This window comes from Exiguobacterium sp. J17977, from assembly GCF_018616375.1.
Classification (GTDB): Bacteria; Bacillota; Bacilli; order Exiguobacteriales; family Exiguobacteriaceae; genus Exiguobacterium; species Exiguobacterium mexicanum.
In genome coordinates this window covers 268,589-283,187 of the sequence record NZ_JAEQBB010000003.1, presented here as the reverse complement: position 1 = coordinate 283,187, position 14,599 = coordinate 268,589, and the positions used below count along the sequence as shown (strand labels likewise).

Sequence of the window (14,599 nt, the reverse complement as noted above, 5' to 3'; positions counted from 1 at the left end):
TTTTTATTTCTGGATGCGGTTAATCTCGACACCCGCTGTCTCGAGCATTTGATTGATGACGTAGCCCGCAGCGACGAGTCCTGCGACCGACGGGACGAACGCGTTCGAACTCGGTGGCATCTTCGCTTTACGGATCGGGGCATCTTTCTTCCCGACGACCTCGTTCACGTCTTCGCGTGTCACGATCGGTGACTCGTCCGAGAAGACGACCGGGACACCTTTATGGATACGCTCTTTACGGAGACGCGTCCGGACCATTTTGGCGATCGGGTCGTACGTCGTATCCTTGATGTCGACGACTTTAATGCGCGTCGGGTCCATCTTGTTGGCCATGCCCATACTCGAGATGACCGGGATGCCCCGGCGTTTGCACTCGACGATCAAATGAATCTTATAGATGATCGTGTCCGAGGCGTCGATGACGAAATCAAGGTCTTGGGCGAAGAACTCCTCGAACGTCTCTTCTGTATAAAACATCTTCAATTTGACGAGCTCAAGCTCCGGGTTGATGTCGAGGAGACGTGTTCCCATCGCTTCGACTTTCGGTTGCCCGACCGTCGACAAGAGCGCGTGGATTTGGCGGTTGACGTTCGTGATGTCGATGTCGTCCTTATCAACGAGGACGATGCGTCCGACACCGCTCCGGGCGAGTGCCTCGGCCGCGAAAGACCCGACACCGCCGACGCCAAGGATGGCGACCGTCTTACCTTTTAATGCTTCTAAACCTTCTTGACCGATGGCCAACTCATTACGTGAAAACTGGTGTAACATACTCTTCCTCCAAATTAATTCTATTTTCTCACACTATTTTACTCGGAATTATAATCAAAAAAAAGACGTCTAGCGACGTTTTTACAATAAAATCGATGGGACCCGGAGTGCCGTGACGATGCCCTGCTTTTGAACCTGCTTAAGCAGGTGGGTGACCTAGCGTCCCCTTCACAAGTCCTCCTGCACGTGATGAGGCAGTTGATCTGGATGGCAGTTCGGTCTCCCGTATTCAAAGTGTTGGCTCAAAATAACGAAGGCGGCTCTCGTACACCTCAGGTATCCCATCTGTTGTCCTTACTATAGCACTGTCTGTAAAAAGAAGTCAATCAGAAACGATGACTTCTCATGACAGTTTCGTCACAACCAACTGTTACGAAACGCACCGGTCGAGTCGTACGTATCTTGTTGCCGCGTGACGTTGAAACGGCGATCCCGCGAGTCGTTGCCGACCCCGGCCTGATACGCCCAATTGCCGGTATTGCTGGCGACATCATAGTCAATCAGCATTGATTCGAAATACGACGCGCCGATGCGCCAGTCCTGTCCGAGCTCTTTCGCAAAATAGCTCGCGACGATTTGACGACCCCGGTTCGACATCCATCCCGTCGTGTTCAATTCGCGCATGAACGCATCGACAAAGTCGACGCCCGTCTCGCCCGCTTGCCAACGTCCGATGACGTCATCGTCCACGCGCCATGTCTTCTGTTTTGAACGGATGCCTTGCGCGCGGAACAGTCGTTTTCCTTGCTCGAGGGCGACCCATTGGAAGAACTCGCGCCAGAGCAGTTCGAAATAGAGCCAATACGTCGACTCGTTCGCCCCGTATGACCGCTCATGTTGCTCGAGCTCGTGCAGCACCCGGCGTGGTGACAACGAGCCGTTGGCGAGATACGCCGACAACTTCGACGAATCGTCGACCCCGAAGCTGTTTCGTGTCTCTTTATACGTCCGGACCGGACCGGCCAGATAGGCGTCGAGCCGCTCTCGCCCCGCCCTTTCCCCGCCTCGAAACGGAAACGCAGTCCGTGCGTCATGCTCCGGCTGTTCATAAGCAATCGGAAAATCGACGGAGCGCAGTTCCTTCGCAGGTGAGCGCTCAATCAAACGGTCCGGTCTCGCATCAGCCTCCACTGCTTTCCGAAACTCGGTGAAGAGAAATGGCAGTTTCTCGAAAGGAATCTCGTCCCGTGGATAGAGGGTGAACCCGTCGAACGACTGACACTCGCCTTGCCACGCGGTCATGACCTCACGTTCGCGTCTCCGTTCGTTATAGCCAATCGCTCGTTGGAACAACAAGCGGTCGGTTGGGTCGAACATGTCGAGCGGATGACCGACATGGACGAAGAGCGGGATGCCGAGCGCTGCGAGCGAACCGGCCAAGTCGTCGAGTGCCTCGTTCAAAAACTGAAGTCGCCGTGGTCCGTGCGGAATGTGGCCGAACCGGTTTTCAATCAGCTCTTCTTGCGGAATGACGTAGTGGCCTTCAATCGGATCACCATGACGGAGCGCCTCCTCGAGCGGGCGATGGTCATCGACCCGCAAATCGTTTTGATACCAGATAATCGTCTTCATCTTTTTCGCCTCCTCCCCCCATTATGGGACATGGCTGCCGGTGTTCGCTTAGACGAAACTGTATGAAATATGTTTTCATTTCTGGAACAGGTGGAATATACATCATTAGAACAGAAAGGGGTGCAGCAACATGGCTAGAAAAGGTAAATTTGGTACACTCATTAAAGTCGCGACGGCGGTCGCACCGTTCGTCTACGATTACTATAAAAAGAACAAAGCAAAAAAAGCATCGACACCTAAAAAGTGAGCCAAGCGCTTCGGATTTCATCCGAGGCGTTTTTTTCTTGTGTTGAAACCAAATATGATATGATGATGGAACATTTTAGGGAATCGAGGCGACCATCATGCACGCGGTATGGGTACAATCTTTACGAATCAGTTTGAAGTGGGCGTTATTCATGGGTGGTCTGTTCTTGCTCGCCCTCGGGTCTTCGATGATGATTACGGCCGACCTCGGCGTATCGACATGGGACGTGCTCCATCTCGGGCTCGCCCGGCACACCCCGATTTCCGTCGGGACGATCATCTTGCTCGTCGGTCTCTTGCTCGTCCTCTGCAAGTACATACTGGACCGGATTCGGCCCCAGTTCGGGACGCTCGTCAACGCCGTCTTCGTCGGCGTATTCATGAACCTGATTCTCGACCATCATTGGTTGCCGCAACTTGACGGCATCGCACTCAACATCGCCTGGCTCATTCTCGGCATCTTCGTCATCGGGATGGGTGCCGGCTTGTACGTCGCCATCGGCTATGGGGCCGGCCCACGTGACGGGTTGACACTCGCCTTGGCCGACCGGTTCAACACGTCGGTCCGCATGATGCGGACGTGGATGGAACTGACGGCTTGCCTCATCGGCTGGGTGCTCGGCGGACCGGTCTTTTTCGGGACGGTGCTGTCGATTTTCCTGATCGGCCCGTTCTTCCAGTTTTGGCTTGAACAGTTCCGGCGCCTCGTCTCAGTCATCGACCGGGCGAAAGTGGCCGCATAAAAAAGAGAGGAAATCGGACATCGTCGTCCGGTCTCCTCTCTTTTCGTTATGGGACGAGAACGATTTTCCCGAACTTGCCCCGTTGCTTGAAATACGTTTGGGCGTCCCGCGCCTCAGCAAGCGGGAACGTCCGATCGACGAGTGGCCGAATCTTACCGGCCTCAATCGCCTCGAGCATCGCTTGGAACTCGGCCCGCGTGCCGAGTACGGAGCCGTACATGGTGATATGTTTCAAATACAGCTTCCGGAAATCGAGGTTCGTCTGTTGTCCCCCGGCCGAACCGGAAATACAGAACTTACCGCCGTTTTTCAACACCTCCAGCGACGTCGCGAACAAGGCGTCACCGACGACATCAAGGACGGCATCGACCGGCCCGCCGTTCGCCTCGAGAATCTCGTCGGCGAGCGTCTCGGAGCGGTATGAAAAAATACGGCTCGCGCCAAGTTCTATCAGCTTCGCCTCATCTTTCAAGTCGCCAACGATGGCGAAGACGTTCGCACCGTGCACGTTTGCCGCGATTTGGACGTTGAACGAACCGACCCCACCGCTCGCACCGGTGACGACAATCGTCTGCCCCGGCTGAATCTCAATCTGTTCATTCATATGCCACGCCGTCAATCCGCTCACCGTGAAGACGGCACTGTCGACGAAACTATCGAGCGGCATATCGTAACAGAGCGCGGCCGGCCAAGCGACATATTCGGCATACCCGCCATCGTACTCGGAACCGATGAACGACATATCGTCAGCGATATGTTCGGTATCGTCTGGACCACTCGACGTGAACGGGAACAGAATGACACGACGACCCATCATCGATTCCTCGACCCCACTGCCGACCTCCACGATCTCGCCCGTGATATCAGAACCTGGGATTCGGGGGAACTGGACCCCTTCGGGTCGCCAGCCAGACTCCTTGTCCGTCCCGTACGCCCCTTCTCGCATCCAAATCTCGGTATTGTTAATCCCGCACGCCTTCACGCGCACGAGCACTTCTCCTTGTTTTAGGCTTGGAACCGGGACATCGGTGACTTGCAATTGATCGACGTCACCGTACCCGATGACCTGTACAGCTTTCATCACTTGTCTTCCTCCTCATCACAACTATATTCCTTTCTATACCCTATCACGCACGACAGCCACCAAAAAATCTGGTGGCTGCTCATTTTTATAATTGTTGCCGTCTGAGTAATCCGGCGAAGACGCCGCCTTTCGCGCTCAGTTCATCGTGGGTCCCGTCCTCGACGATGCCGTCGGCGTTGACGACGAGGATGCGGTCGGCATTTTTCACCGTCGCCAAGCGGTGGGCGATGATGAGCGTCGTCCGATCGGCCGCGAGTTCATTGAGCGAATCTTGAATGATCGCTTCCGTCTCCGTATCGAGCGCGGACGTCGCCTCGTCCAAAATCAAGATCGGCGGATTTTTGAGGAACATCCGGGCGATGGCGATCCGTTGTTTCTGCCCACCCGACAGTTTCAAGCCCCGCTCCCCGATTTGTGTATCAAGTCCGTACTGTAACTCGTCGACGAGCGAGTTCAAATGCGCCTTCTCGACCGCATGCATGATTTCTTCATCGGTCGCGTCCAGTTTCCCGTAAGCGATATTCTCACGGAGCGTTCCCGCGAACAAGAACACATCTTGTTGCACGATCCCGATTTGGCGACGCAGGCTCTCTTTCGTCATATCGCAGATGTCCATGCCATCGATGGTGATGGCACCGCTCGTCACGTCATAGAAACGCGGGATGAGCGAACAAATCGTCGTCTTCCCGGCACCGCTCGTCCCGACGAGGGCGACCGTCGTACCCGACTTGATATCGAGGTCGATGTCGGTCAATACTTGGCGATAGTCCGAATAGCCGAACGAGACGTTGTGGAAGGCGATATCACCTTTCAGTGCCGTGACGTCGACGGCGTCCGGACGGTTCTCGATGTCCGGGGCCTCGTCCAATAATTGCGTGAATCGTTTGAAGCCGGCCATCCCTTTCGGATACATTTCAAGGAGGGCCGTGATTTTCTCGATCGGCTTGATAAGCAAGTTCATATAGAGGATGAACCCGACGAGCTGCCCGTAAGACAGTTGCCCTTGATACGTCAAATAGGCGCCGTAGACGAGGACGAGCAACGTCATGAGCCGCGTCGTGATATAAATGCCGGCGAGCGATTTACTCATGACCCGGTACGCCTCGATTTTCGAGCCACGGTAGAAGTTGTTGTCTTTCTGGAACCGCTTGATTTCGAACGTCTCGTTCGTGAACGATTGGACTACACGTGCGCCCGAGACACTGTCCTCGACGCGGGCGTTCACTTCGCCGATGTTCGTATACATCTTTTGCCACGCCTTGTTCATGTTTTTGTTGGCGTACGTGATCATGATGACGAGGAACGGCACGGCGACGACCGTGACAAGTGCGAGTTGCGGGTCGATCGAGAACATAATTCCGAACGCACCAAGCAGCGTCATGATGGCGATGAAGAAATCTTCAGGTCCGTGGTGCGCCACTTCGCCGATATCGAACAAGTCGTTCGTCACCCGGCTCATCAGATGGCCGGTCTTATGGTTATCGAAGAACCGGAACGATTGTTTATGGATATGGGTGAACAGCTCTTCTCGCATATCGGTCTCAATATTGATGCCGAGCTTGTGCCCCCAATAATTGACGACGTACTGCATCATCATGGCGAGTATGTAAAGGATGAGCAAACCGATGCTGATGATGATAATCCAGTTCCATTCCCCACCCGGCAACAGGTCGTCGATGAACCATTGCACGGCGAGCGGAAAGCCGAGCTCGAGCAGGCCGACGAGGATGGCGAACGAGAAATCGAGGATAAATAACTTCTTATGTGGACGGTAATAACTAAAAAAACGTGAGATCATGTCGTTTCCCCCTTCTAAACAAATAGTTTACGCCTTTTTGCAGGAAGTGGAAAACGGGAAGCACGTCTTTTTCAATCTTTTTTCCAGCGAGGTATAATAGAGGTAAGGAGTGATAGATATGAACGTACACATTACAGAACCCGCTCAGGAGCGGATTGATGCCTTGAAAGGTGACCGTGACGGACAGATGCACTTGTTTTATGAGACGGAAGGTTGCGGCTGTGGTAACAGCGGTATCTTCGAGATTCGCTACGTGACCGAGACAACATCGGAAGACGTCGAGATTGACTCGAACGTCGGTCCCATCCTCATCAAGAACTGGACGAAAATCTTTTTAGACGAGGACATGATCATCGACTATCGTGACGATAAACGGACGCTCGTCTTGAAGAGCAACGGCCAAGTGTTCAACTCGAACTTGCTCGTGACCGATGGGACCGGTTGCCAGTTGAACGTCCCGAGCCGATGAAGCAGGCGTTACAAAACCATCCTAGCCTCTGGCTATGGTTCATCCTCAGCTTCGGGCTCGGCCTGTTCGGCATTTACCTCGCGTTCGCGGACTCGGTCTACACGATGACGGCTGTGATCGCCTCGCTGTTCGCCTTCGGTTTCGCGTTGCAGCGGACGGCGAAGAAGATGAATGAGCAAGAGGAAAAATAACCACGAATACAGAATGAAGAGAAGGTGTCGGACAATTCGGTCGGCCCTTCTTTTTTATACATACAGTTTGGAGGAATGTTGAAATTGAAGTTCATCTTCATGTTAAGCCTATGTCTTTTGTTACCCGGCTGTGCGCAACCGTATGAAATCGAATCGGAGTTCACTGGCGTCGTCAAACAAATCAACGAGGCACATCAACTGCTCATCGTGGCTGATTCGTCAGAGACCACATATGACATCCCGGTCTCAGACATTCGTCCATATCAAGTCGGACAAAAATTGAACATCACCGTCTTTTCGAATACGGACGAGGATGTATGGGACTTGAATCATTTGAAGTTTGAGATTGAGACACTTGAATAACTACAAAAACATCGTCACCTCCATAACTGGAAGTGACGATTTGTTGGTTCGCTGTCAGTTCACATCGATGGTATAGAATGTAATCAACCCGTCATCCCCGAGTTCGGCGTAGGCGATTTGGCCATCCCGATAAATCGGCTTGGACGTCGTGCCGCCTCGACTCGGCAAATACGAGACCGTCGCTTCGTTCAAATCTGCAACTAATAAGCGATTCATGCCTTCGCGGAACAGGATGCGCTCATTCGGCAAGAAACGAAACGAGTCAAATGAAATCTTCGATTGCAAGCCCTTGTGCTGGAACTGTTTCCCTTTCGGTGCCGACGTGATGAATTCAGCCCGTCCTTCTTTTCCGATGGCGACGTAGTCTTCTCCCGCCTCAAAGTCGATTAACGCATCCATCTCTTCATCGAACGTCCCTTCGAGCGTGGTCAGTTTTGTCGTCTTTTCCCCATCCTCGAATTCGCTTCGATGGACGATGACCCCACCTTCGCTGTCGCGATAGTCGAAGACGTACTCTCCGTCTCGACGCTCTCCTTCTTGAAGGGTATACGTTTGTACCGTTTCGACCGCATCCGTCGCCGGAGAAAACTGCATAATCGCCGATGTCGTCACCGTTTCCGATGCCTCATAATCGACCCATGTGACATGTTCGTCCGTCGCGCTCAAATGTGGAACCGGCGTCTCGAACGCACTGACCCCTTCCGCGAGTTCGGTCGGTTTTGTTTCATTCAGCTTCATTCGATAAATCGTCCATGCGTAGGCATTGTCCTTCGTCATCTCATATTCAATCCAAATCAGTACGTCTTTGATGCCGACGAGATTACCGATCGTCTTAGATGTTTGATATATGCGGTTGTTGGACTTGTCGGTCGCATCATACACGTATACGTCATTTCCAATTTCCCCGACCGAATCCGTGTAGATGATGCGGTCATCGACCACGTGTTCCGGCCCAACCATCGCCGCCTTGTGCGCGAAGAACAACGTCAGATCATGCGTCGTCACATCCCCTAACGACTCGAGCTCTCCATTGCTTCGTAACACGATTGGATTTGCCCCATCACTTTCGGTAGGAGCCTTCGCCTCCTCGGTTGTCTCCTTCACTTGCGGCGTCGCTTCTGTCTCTTTGAAACAACCTGCTAACATGACACTCAGTCCGACCGTGATTCCCATCACTTTCATCGTTCTTGTTAATTTCATCCTTATCCGGGTCCCCCATTTTCAACATACAATTTATTCCATAATCATATCATCTTCTTCCTTATTCATATATACGCAAAAAGACCCGCCAATTGACGGGTCCTTTTGACTAGACGTTATTTCTTCTCTTTCACGGCTGTACGAATCGACAACTCTTGGAGTTGTGCGTCCGCTACCGGGCTTGGTGCTTGTGTGAGCAAGTCGCTCGCCGACGCCGTTTTCGGGAAGGCGATCGTGTCACGAAGGTTCGAACGGCCCGCAAGGATCATGACGAGACGGTCGAGACCGAGCGCGATACCCGCGTGTGGCGGTGTGCCGTATTCAAACGCTTCGAGCAAGAAGCCGAACTGGTCGACTGCTTCTTGCTCTGTGAAGCCGAGCAATTTAAACATGCGCTCTTGGATGTCACGCTCATAAATCCGCTGCGATCCGCCACCGAGCTCATAACCGTTCAAGACGAGGTCATAGGCGAGGGCGCGTACGCTCGCTGGATCTGTCTCGAGAAGATGCAGGTCTTCACGGTTTGGCATCGTGAACGGGTGGTGGTTGGCGTAGAAACGGCCGTCTTCTTCTTCGAACGTGACGAGCGGGAAGTCCGTCACCCAGAGGAAGTTGAACTTCGTTTCGTCGATGAGTCCGAGCTCATGACCGAGTTTGACGCGAAGCGCGCCGAGGCTGTCGGCGACGACAGTCGGTTTTGACGCCACGAAGAGGAGCAAGTCGCCCGCTTCTGCGTTCGTCGCTTCCATCAACTTCTGGGCGTACGTCTCGTCGAAGAACTTGGCGATCGGTCCGTTCAAGCCTTCTGGCGTCACTTTGAGCCAAGCGAGGCCTTTCGCTCCGTAGACGGCTGTGAACTCTTGAAGCTTGTCGATGTCTTTACGTGAGAACTTGTCCGCCTCGCCTTTGACGTTGATCGCTTTCACTTGTCCGTTTGACTCGAGCGCCATGTCGAACACTTTGAAGCCGGCACCTGTTACCGCATCCGCGACGTCGATGAGTTCGAGACCGAAACGTGTGTCAGGTTTGTCTGAACCGAAACGGCGCATCGCCTCTTCATGCGTCATGCGCTCGAACTTGGCCGGAGTGTCGGTACGACCGAGCGTCGCTTCCATGACTTGCGCCATCATCGATTCCATCATCGCCATCAAGTCTTCGACGTCCATGAAGCTCGTCTCGATATCGACTTGCGTGAATTCCGGTTGACGGTCGGCCCGAAGGTCTTCGTCACGGAAGCAGCGTGCGATTTGGAAATAACGGTCGAATCCAGCTACCATGAGGAGCTGTTTGAACAACTGTGGGGACTGTGGAAGTGCGTAGAATTCGCCGCCGTGAACACGGCTCGGGACGAGGTAGTCACGCGCGCCTTCCGGTGTCGACTTCGTCAAAATCGGCGTCTCGACTTCGAGGAACTCCTCTTCTGTCAAGAAGTTACGAATCGTGTTCGACGCCTTCGAGCGGAGACGGAACGTCTCTTGGAGTGCCGGACGACGGAGGTCGAGATAACGGTATTTGAGACGGAGGTCTTCCGATACGTTCTCGGCCTCGTCCCCGATTGGGATTGGTGTCATCTTCGCTGCGTTCAAGATGTTGATTTCAGAGGCGATGACTTCGATGTTCCCAGTCGGCATGTTCGGGTTCTTATTCTCACGCTCGAGGACGGTACCTTTAATGTCGAGTACGTATTCGCTGCGGATTGACTCGGCGAGCTTGTGCACCGCTTCGTTTTCCGGGCGAACGACGACTTGGACGATTCCCGTGCGGTCACGAAGGTCGATGAAGATGAGGCCTCCGAGGTCGCGACGTTTCTGGACCCATCCTTTCAATTGTACATCTTGGCCGATGAGTGACTCTGTCACGCGGCCGTTCATATGTGTGCGTCCGATCATTGTCCTGCTCCTTCCGATAGTTCACGAATTTTGTCTGCGACGGCCGAGAGTGGCACGTCGACTTGTTCCCCGGTCGCCATGACCTTGAGGGAGGCCGAGCCGCGTTCGACTTCATCGTCTCCGAGGATGACGGTGAATTTCGCGTTCAAGCGGTCGGCTTGTTTGAATTGTCCTTTGAATTTGCGGCCGAGATAGTCGCGGTCCGCCTTGAAGCCTTCGATGCGAAGCAATTGCAAAAGGCGTGTCGCCGTCACTTCAACTTCTGATCCGCCTTGGGCGACGACGAAGACGTCAAGTCCCGTCTCGAGCGCCGGGAGCACCCCTTCGTTCTCGAGAGCGAGGATGAGACGCTCGAGTCCGATCCCGAAACCGATGCCCGGCATGTCCGGTCCACCGATGTCTTGGACGAGACCGTTATAGCGTCCACCGCCGCAAAGCGTCGTGATCGCGCCGAAGCCTTTTGCCTCGGACATAATTTCGAACGCCGTGTGCGTGTAGTAATCGAGCCCGCGGACGAGCGTCGGGTCGACGACGTAGGCGACGCCGAGCGCATCCAAGTGCGCAAGCACTTTCTCGAAATATGTCTTCGACTCTTCGTTCAAGAAATCGAGAATCGACGGCGCCGACTTCATCGACGGGTGGTCGCGGTCGACTTTGCAGTCGAGGACGCGAAGCGGGTTCTGGTGCAAGCGCGTCTGGCAATCTTGGCACAGCTCATGCTGGACCGGTTCGAAGTGACGGATGAGCGCTTCGCGGTGAGCGTTGCGGCTCTCGGCGTCACCGAGCGAGTTGACGACGACCTTGATTTGCTTCAGGCCGAACGATTTGTAAATCGTGTAGGCGAGGCTAATCACTTCTGCGTCGACGGCCGGGTCGCTGCTACCGATTGCCTCGACACCGTATTGGTGCAGTTGGCGGAAGCGTCCTTTTTGTGGACGCTCGTAGCGGAACATCGGTCCCATGTAGTACAGTTTCGTCGGCTGGTCGGGGCTACCGAACAGCTTGTTCGTGACGAAAGCGCGGACGACCGAGGCCGTCCCTTCCGGACGGAGCGTATACTCGTCCTTGCCTTTCTTGACGAGCGTGAACATCTCTTTTTGGACGATGTCTGTCGTCTCGCCGACGCTGCGTGTGAACAGGTCGGTCGTTTCAAAAATCGGGGTACGAATCTCTTTATAGTTGTAACGGGCGCTGATGTCGCGTAACTTCTCTTCGACATACTGCCACGTCTCGACCGTGCCCGGAAGCAGGTCTTGTGTGCCGCGTGGTGCTTTCATCTAAATTCCCTCCTTAGAATACAAAAAGGCCCTCGTCCGCAAAGGGACGAGAGCCTGTGTAAGTTTCCCGTGGTACCACCCTCGTTGCAGAGCCATAATCGATACTCTGCCACTCGAAATCGGTTAACGCCCGATGAAACGGCTCCCCCTACTCTAAGTTCAAGGAAGCACCTCCAAAGTGTCGTTCGGGTCATCATCCAGTCGATGCTTTCAGCCTTGACATCGCTCTCTTTGCTGGTGGGGTGACCGTACTTTTCTTTATCGTAGGTGTTAGGTTATATGGTTCATGATGCCGAATCACGCCTGCTTCTGTCAAGCGTTTTTTTCGAGCATAAGCGTGACCGGACCGTCATTGACGAGCGCGACGTCCATCATCGCCCCGAACTTCCCTGTCTCGACGACGAGCCCGTGCGTCCGCAAACGCTCGTTGAACTTCTCGTAAAGGCGTTCGGCGATATCCGGCTTCGCTGCTTGCGTGAACGCGGGACGACGGCCTTTGAGCGTGTCCCCGTAAAGCGTGAACTGCGACACGGACAACACCTTGCCGGCGACGTCTTGAATCGATAAGTTCATCTTTTCGTCCGCGTCCTCAAAGACACGGAGCCCGGCCACCTTGTCGGCGAGCCAGTTCACTTCCGTCTCGGTGTCCTCGTGGGTCACCCCGACGAGGAGCAGATAACCGGCCTCGATTTGACCAATCGTCTCCTCATCGACGGTGACGGATGCTTCTTTTACTCGTTGCAACAATACACGCACAGAAATCTTCCTTTCGTCACGTCATCATGACTCGGCTGACCGAGTACACGTCCGAGATTTGCTTAATCCGGTCGACGACTTTTTGCAGATGATTCACGTTCGGAATCGAGATCGTCATCGAGATGCGGGCCTGTTTGTTCTGGTCCCCGCGTCCGCTCACGGCCACGATATTCGTGTTCGTCGCCGAGACGGCTTGGAGCACGTCGTTCAACAAGCCTGAACGGTCATAGCCGGTAATCTCGATATCGACGTTATAGTTCTTCTCTTTCGCCTGACCGACTTCCCACTCGACCGTGAGCAGCCGCTCCGGGTGCTGTTCATTGATGATGTTCAAGCAGTCCTTCCGGTGAATCGACACACCGCGTCCGCGTGTGATATAGCCAACGATTTCATCGCCCGGCACGGGGTTACAACAGCGGCTCATGCGGATGAGCATGTTGTCGATCCCTTTGACCGAGACGCCGGCCTCGGCCGTCTTCTTCTTCGGCGACTGACTGACTTTCAGTTCGTTAATCGCGTCCGATAGCTCGAGTTTCGGCTCTTTGCGTTGCTTCTCCGTCAACTTATGGGCGACTTGTGCGGCTGTGATGCCATGATAGCCGACCGCGGCGTACATCTCTTCCTCGTTCCCGAAGTTGAACTTCTCGACGACGACGGCGAGCGATTGGTCGTCAATCACTTCTTTCGGCTCGAAACCGAGCTTCTTAATCTCGACATCGACGAGCTCTTTGCCTTTCTCGACGTTCTCTTCACGCTGTTGGCGCTTGAACCATTGGCGAATCTTATTCTTCGCCTGGCTCGAGACGGCGAGTTTGAGCCAGTCCTTGCTCGGCCCATAACTATGTTTCGACGTGATGATCTCGATGATGTCACCTGTCTCGAGTTTATGGTCGAGCGGCACCATTCGTCCGTTCACTTTCGCCCCCGTCATCCGGTGACCGATCTCGGTATGGATGCGGTAGGCATAATCGATCGGGACCGAGCCCTTCGGTAACTCGAAGACGTCCCCTTTCGGTGTGAAGACGTAGAGCATATCGCTGAAGAAATCGACTTTGAGCGACTCCATGAATTCCTCGGCGTCGGTCGTATCTTTTTGTAGCTCTAAAATCTCGCGCAAATGGGCAATCTTTTCATCGAACCCGTTCGTCGCGACACTCTTTCCTTCTTTATAGGCCCAGTGCGCGGCAATCCCGAACTCGGCGATGAAGTGCATGTCCTTTGTACGGATTTGCACTTCGAGCGGCTCACCCTTCGGTCCGATTACCGTCGTGTGGAGCGACTGATACATGTTCGGTTTCGGCATGGCGATATAATCCTTGAACCGGCCTGGCATCGGCTTGTATTGCGTGTGGATGATGCCGAGGACGGCGTAGCAGTCACGAATCGAATCGACGATAATGCGGACGGCCATCAAGTCATAAATCTCATTGAACTCTTTTTTATGCTTCACCATCTTGTTGTAAATCGAGTAGATGTGCTTCGGACGGCCGTTGACGTCTGCCTCGATGCTCACGTCCTCGAGGACGGTATTTACTTCTGTGATGACGGAAGTGACGAGCGCTTCCCGCTCGGTCCGCTTCTGTTTCATCATCGAGACGATTTTATAGTATTGCTGCGGGTTGATATAACGTAACGAAATATCCTCGAGCTCCCATTTGATCGTCGAAATCCCCATCCGATGGGCGAGCGGTGCGAAGATTTCGAGCGTCTCTTCCGCTTTTTGAACTTGTTTCTCTTTCGGCATATGTTGAAGCGTCCGCATGTTATGCAGACGGTCAGCGAGCTTAATCAAGATGACACGGACATCTTCCGCCATCGCGATAATCATCTTGCGGTGATTCTCAGCGAGCTCTTCTTTTTTCGATTTATATTTGATTTTACCGAGCTTCGTCACACCGTCGACGAGCATAGCCACCTCGACCCCAAACTCGTCAGCGAGTTGTTTGAGCGTGATGTCCGTGTCTTCGACGACGTCGTGAAGAAGCGCGCCGATAATCGTCGTCGCGTCTAACCCGATATCAACGAGAATACCGGCCACTTGGACCGGATGCAGAATGTAGGGTTCGCCTGAACGTCGGAACTGACCGGTATGATGCAGTTTTGCGTATTCGTAAGCGCGTCTCACTTCGGCAATCTCGTCTTCACCCATATACTCCCCGAGCGCGTCGAGAAGGTCCTCAATACTTACGATTTGTTTTTTGGTCATAACATTCGACACCCTTTTTCTTACCGCTCCAATC

Annotated in this window: 13 protein-coding genes, 1 other RNA gene and 1 other annotated feature; of the genes, 4 read left to right on the top strand and 10 right to left on the bottom strand. The window is 53.8% G+C overall.

Going from position 1 to position 14,599, the window contains the following annotated elements; translation table 11 throughout:
• Window positions 1-3: 3 nt before the first annotated feature.
• The 3 genes from KNO58_RS07595 to KNO58_RS07585 all read right to left on the bottom strand — a co-directional run bounded on the left by KNO58_RS07595 (window position 4) and on the right by KNO58_RS07585 (window position 2,343).
• Window positions 4-771, bottom strand: coding sequence for a tRNA threonylcarbamoyladenosine dehydratase (locus KNO58_RS07595; RefSeq protein WP_021066918.1), 768 nt, complete (start codon window positions 769-771; stop codon window positions 4-6).
• A 95-nt stretch (window positions 772-866) separates the two neighbouring features.
• A non-coding RNA gene (gene ssrS / locus KNO58_RS07590) (6S RNA) lies at window positions 867-1,053 on the bottom strand.
• 75 nt (window positions 1,054-1,128) lie between these two features.
• Complete coding sequence (locus KNO58_RS07585) at window positions 1,129-2,343, bottom strand: DASH family cryptochrome (RefSeq protein ID WP_214752751.1); 1,215 nt, start codon at window positions 2,341-2,343, stop codon at window positions 1,129-1,131.
• A gap of 344 nt (window positions 2,344-2,687) precedes the next feature.
• Between KNO58_RS07585 and KNO58_RS07580 the strand changes: the two genes are divergently transcribed.
• Complete coding sequence (locus KNO58_RS07580; RefSeq protein WP_214752749.1) at window positions 2,688-3,332, top strand: YczE/YyaS/YitT family protein; 645 nt, start codon at window positions 2,688-2,690, stop codon at window positions 3,330-3,332.
• 46 nt (window positions 3,333-3,378) lie between these two features.
• Here the strand turns inward: KNO58_RS07580 and KNO58_RS07575 are convergent, their stop codons facing one another.
• Together KNO58_RS07575 and KNO58_RS07570 are read right to left on the bottom strand one after the other, a co-directional pair.
• The gene (locus KNO58_RS07575; protein WP_214752747.1) at window positions 3,379-4,413 is read right to left on the bottom strand and encodes a zinc-binding dehydrogenase; all 1,035 of its coding nucleotides are present in this window, start codon (window positions 4,411-4,413) and stop codon (window positions 3,379-3,381) included.
• Between the two features lie 88 nt (window positions 4,414-4,501).
• Complete coding sequence (locus tag KNO58_RS07570) at window positions 4,502-6,214, bottom strand: ABC transporter ATP-binding protein (RefSeq protein WP_214752745.1); 1,713 nt, start codon at window positions 6,212-6,214, stop codon at window positions 4,502-4,504.
• 118 nt (window positions 6,215-6,332) lie between these two features.
• Here KNO58_RS07570 and KNO58_RS07565 point away from each other — a divergent pair, with 118 nt between their 5' ends.
• From KNO58_RS07565 to KNO58_RS07555, 3 genes are all read left to right on the top strand, one after another.
• Window positions 6,333-6,683 (top strand): iron-sulfur cluster biosynthesis family protein, encoded by a 351-nt coding sequence (locus KNO58_RS07565; protein ID WP_214752743.1) that lies wholly within the window; start codon window positions 6,333-6,335, stop codon window positions 6,681-6,683.
• The gene (locus KNO58_RS07560; protein ID WP_214752741.1) at window positions 6,656-6,874 is read left to right on the top strand and encodes a hypothetical protein; all 219 of its coding nucleotides are present in this window, start codon (window positions 6,656-6,658) and stop codon (window positions 6,872-6,874) included. Before KNO58_RS07565 ends, KNO58_RS07560 begins: the two co-directional genes overlap by 28 nt.
• 75 nt (window positions 6,875-6,949) lie before the next feature.
• Complete coding sequence (locus KNO58_RS07555) at window positions 6,950-7,237, top strand: hypothetical protein (protein WP_214752739.1); 288 nt, start codon at window positions 6,950-6,952, stop codon at window positions 7,235-7,237.
• A gap of 54 nt (window positions 7,238-7,291) precedes the next feature.
• Here KNO58_RS07555 and KNO58_RS07550 read toward each other — a convergent pair whose 3' ends face one another.
• From KNO58_RS07550 to KNO58_RS07530, 5 genes are all read right to left on the bottom strand, one after another.
• Window positions 7,292-8,437 (bottom strand): DUF5050 domain-containing protein, encoded by a 1,146-nt coding sequence (locus KNO58_RS07550; RefSeq protein ID WP_214752737.1) that lies wholly within the window; start codon window positions 8,435-8,437, stop codon window positions 7,292-7,294.
• A gap of 116 nt (window positions 8,438-8,553) precedes the next feature.
• Window positions 8,554-10,326, bottom strand: coding sequence for an aspartate--tRNA ligase (gene aspS, locus KNO58_RS07545; RefSeq protein WP_214752735.1), 1,773 nt, complete (start codon window positions 10,324-10,326; stop codon window positions 8,554-8,556).
• On the bottom strand, window positions 10,323-11,603 hold the full coding sequence (gene hisS, locus KNO58_RS07540) for a histidine--tRNA ligase (RefSeq protein ID WP_214752733.1): 1,281 nt from the start codon (window positions 11,601-11,603) through the stop codon (window positions 10,323-10,325). The genes aspS and hisS overlap by 4 nt, the downstream gene beginning before the upstream one ends.
• 39 nt (window positions 11,604-11,642) lie before the next feature.
• Window positions 11,643-11,877 (bottom strand) — a binding site (T-box leader).
• A 38-nt stretch (window positions 11,878-11,915) separates the two neighbouring features.
• Entirely contained in the window at window positions 11,916-12,359 is a 444-nt protein-coding gene (gene dtd / locus KNO58_RS07535; RefSeq protein ID WP_021066906.1) for a D-aminoacyl-tRNA deacylase, read from the bottom strand.
• 16 nt (window positions 12,360-12,375) lie between these two features.
• Window positions 12,376-14,565, bottom strand: coding sequence for a RelA/SpoT family protein (locus tag KNO58_RS07530; protein WP_021066905.1), 2,190 nt, complete (start codon window positions 14,563-14,565; stop codon window positions 12,376-12,378).
• Window positions 14,566-14,599 lie beyond the last annotated feature (34 nt).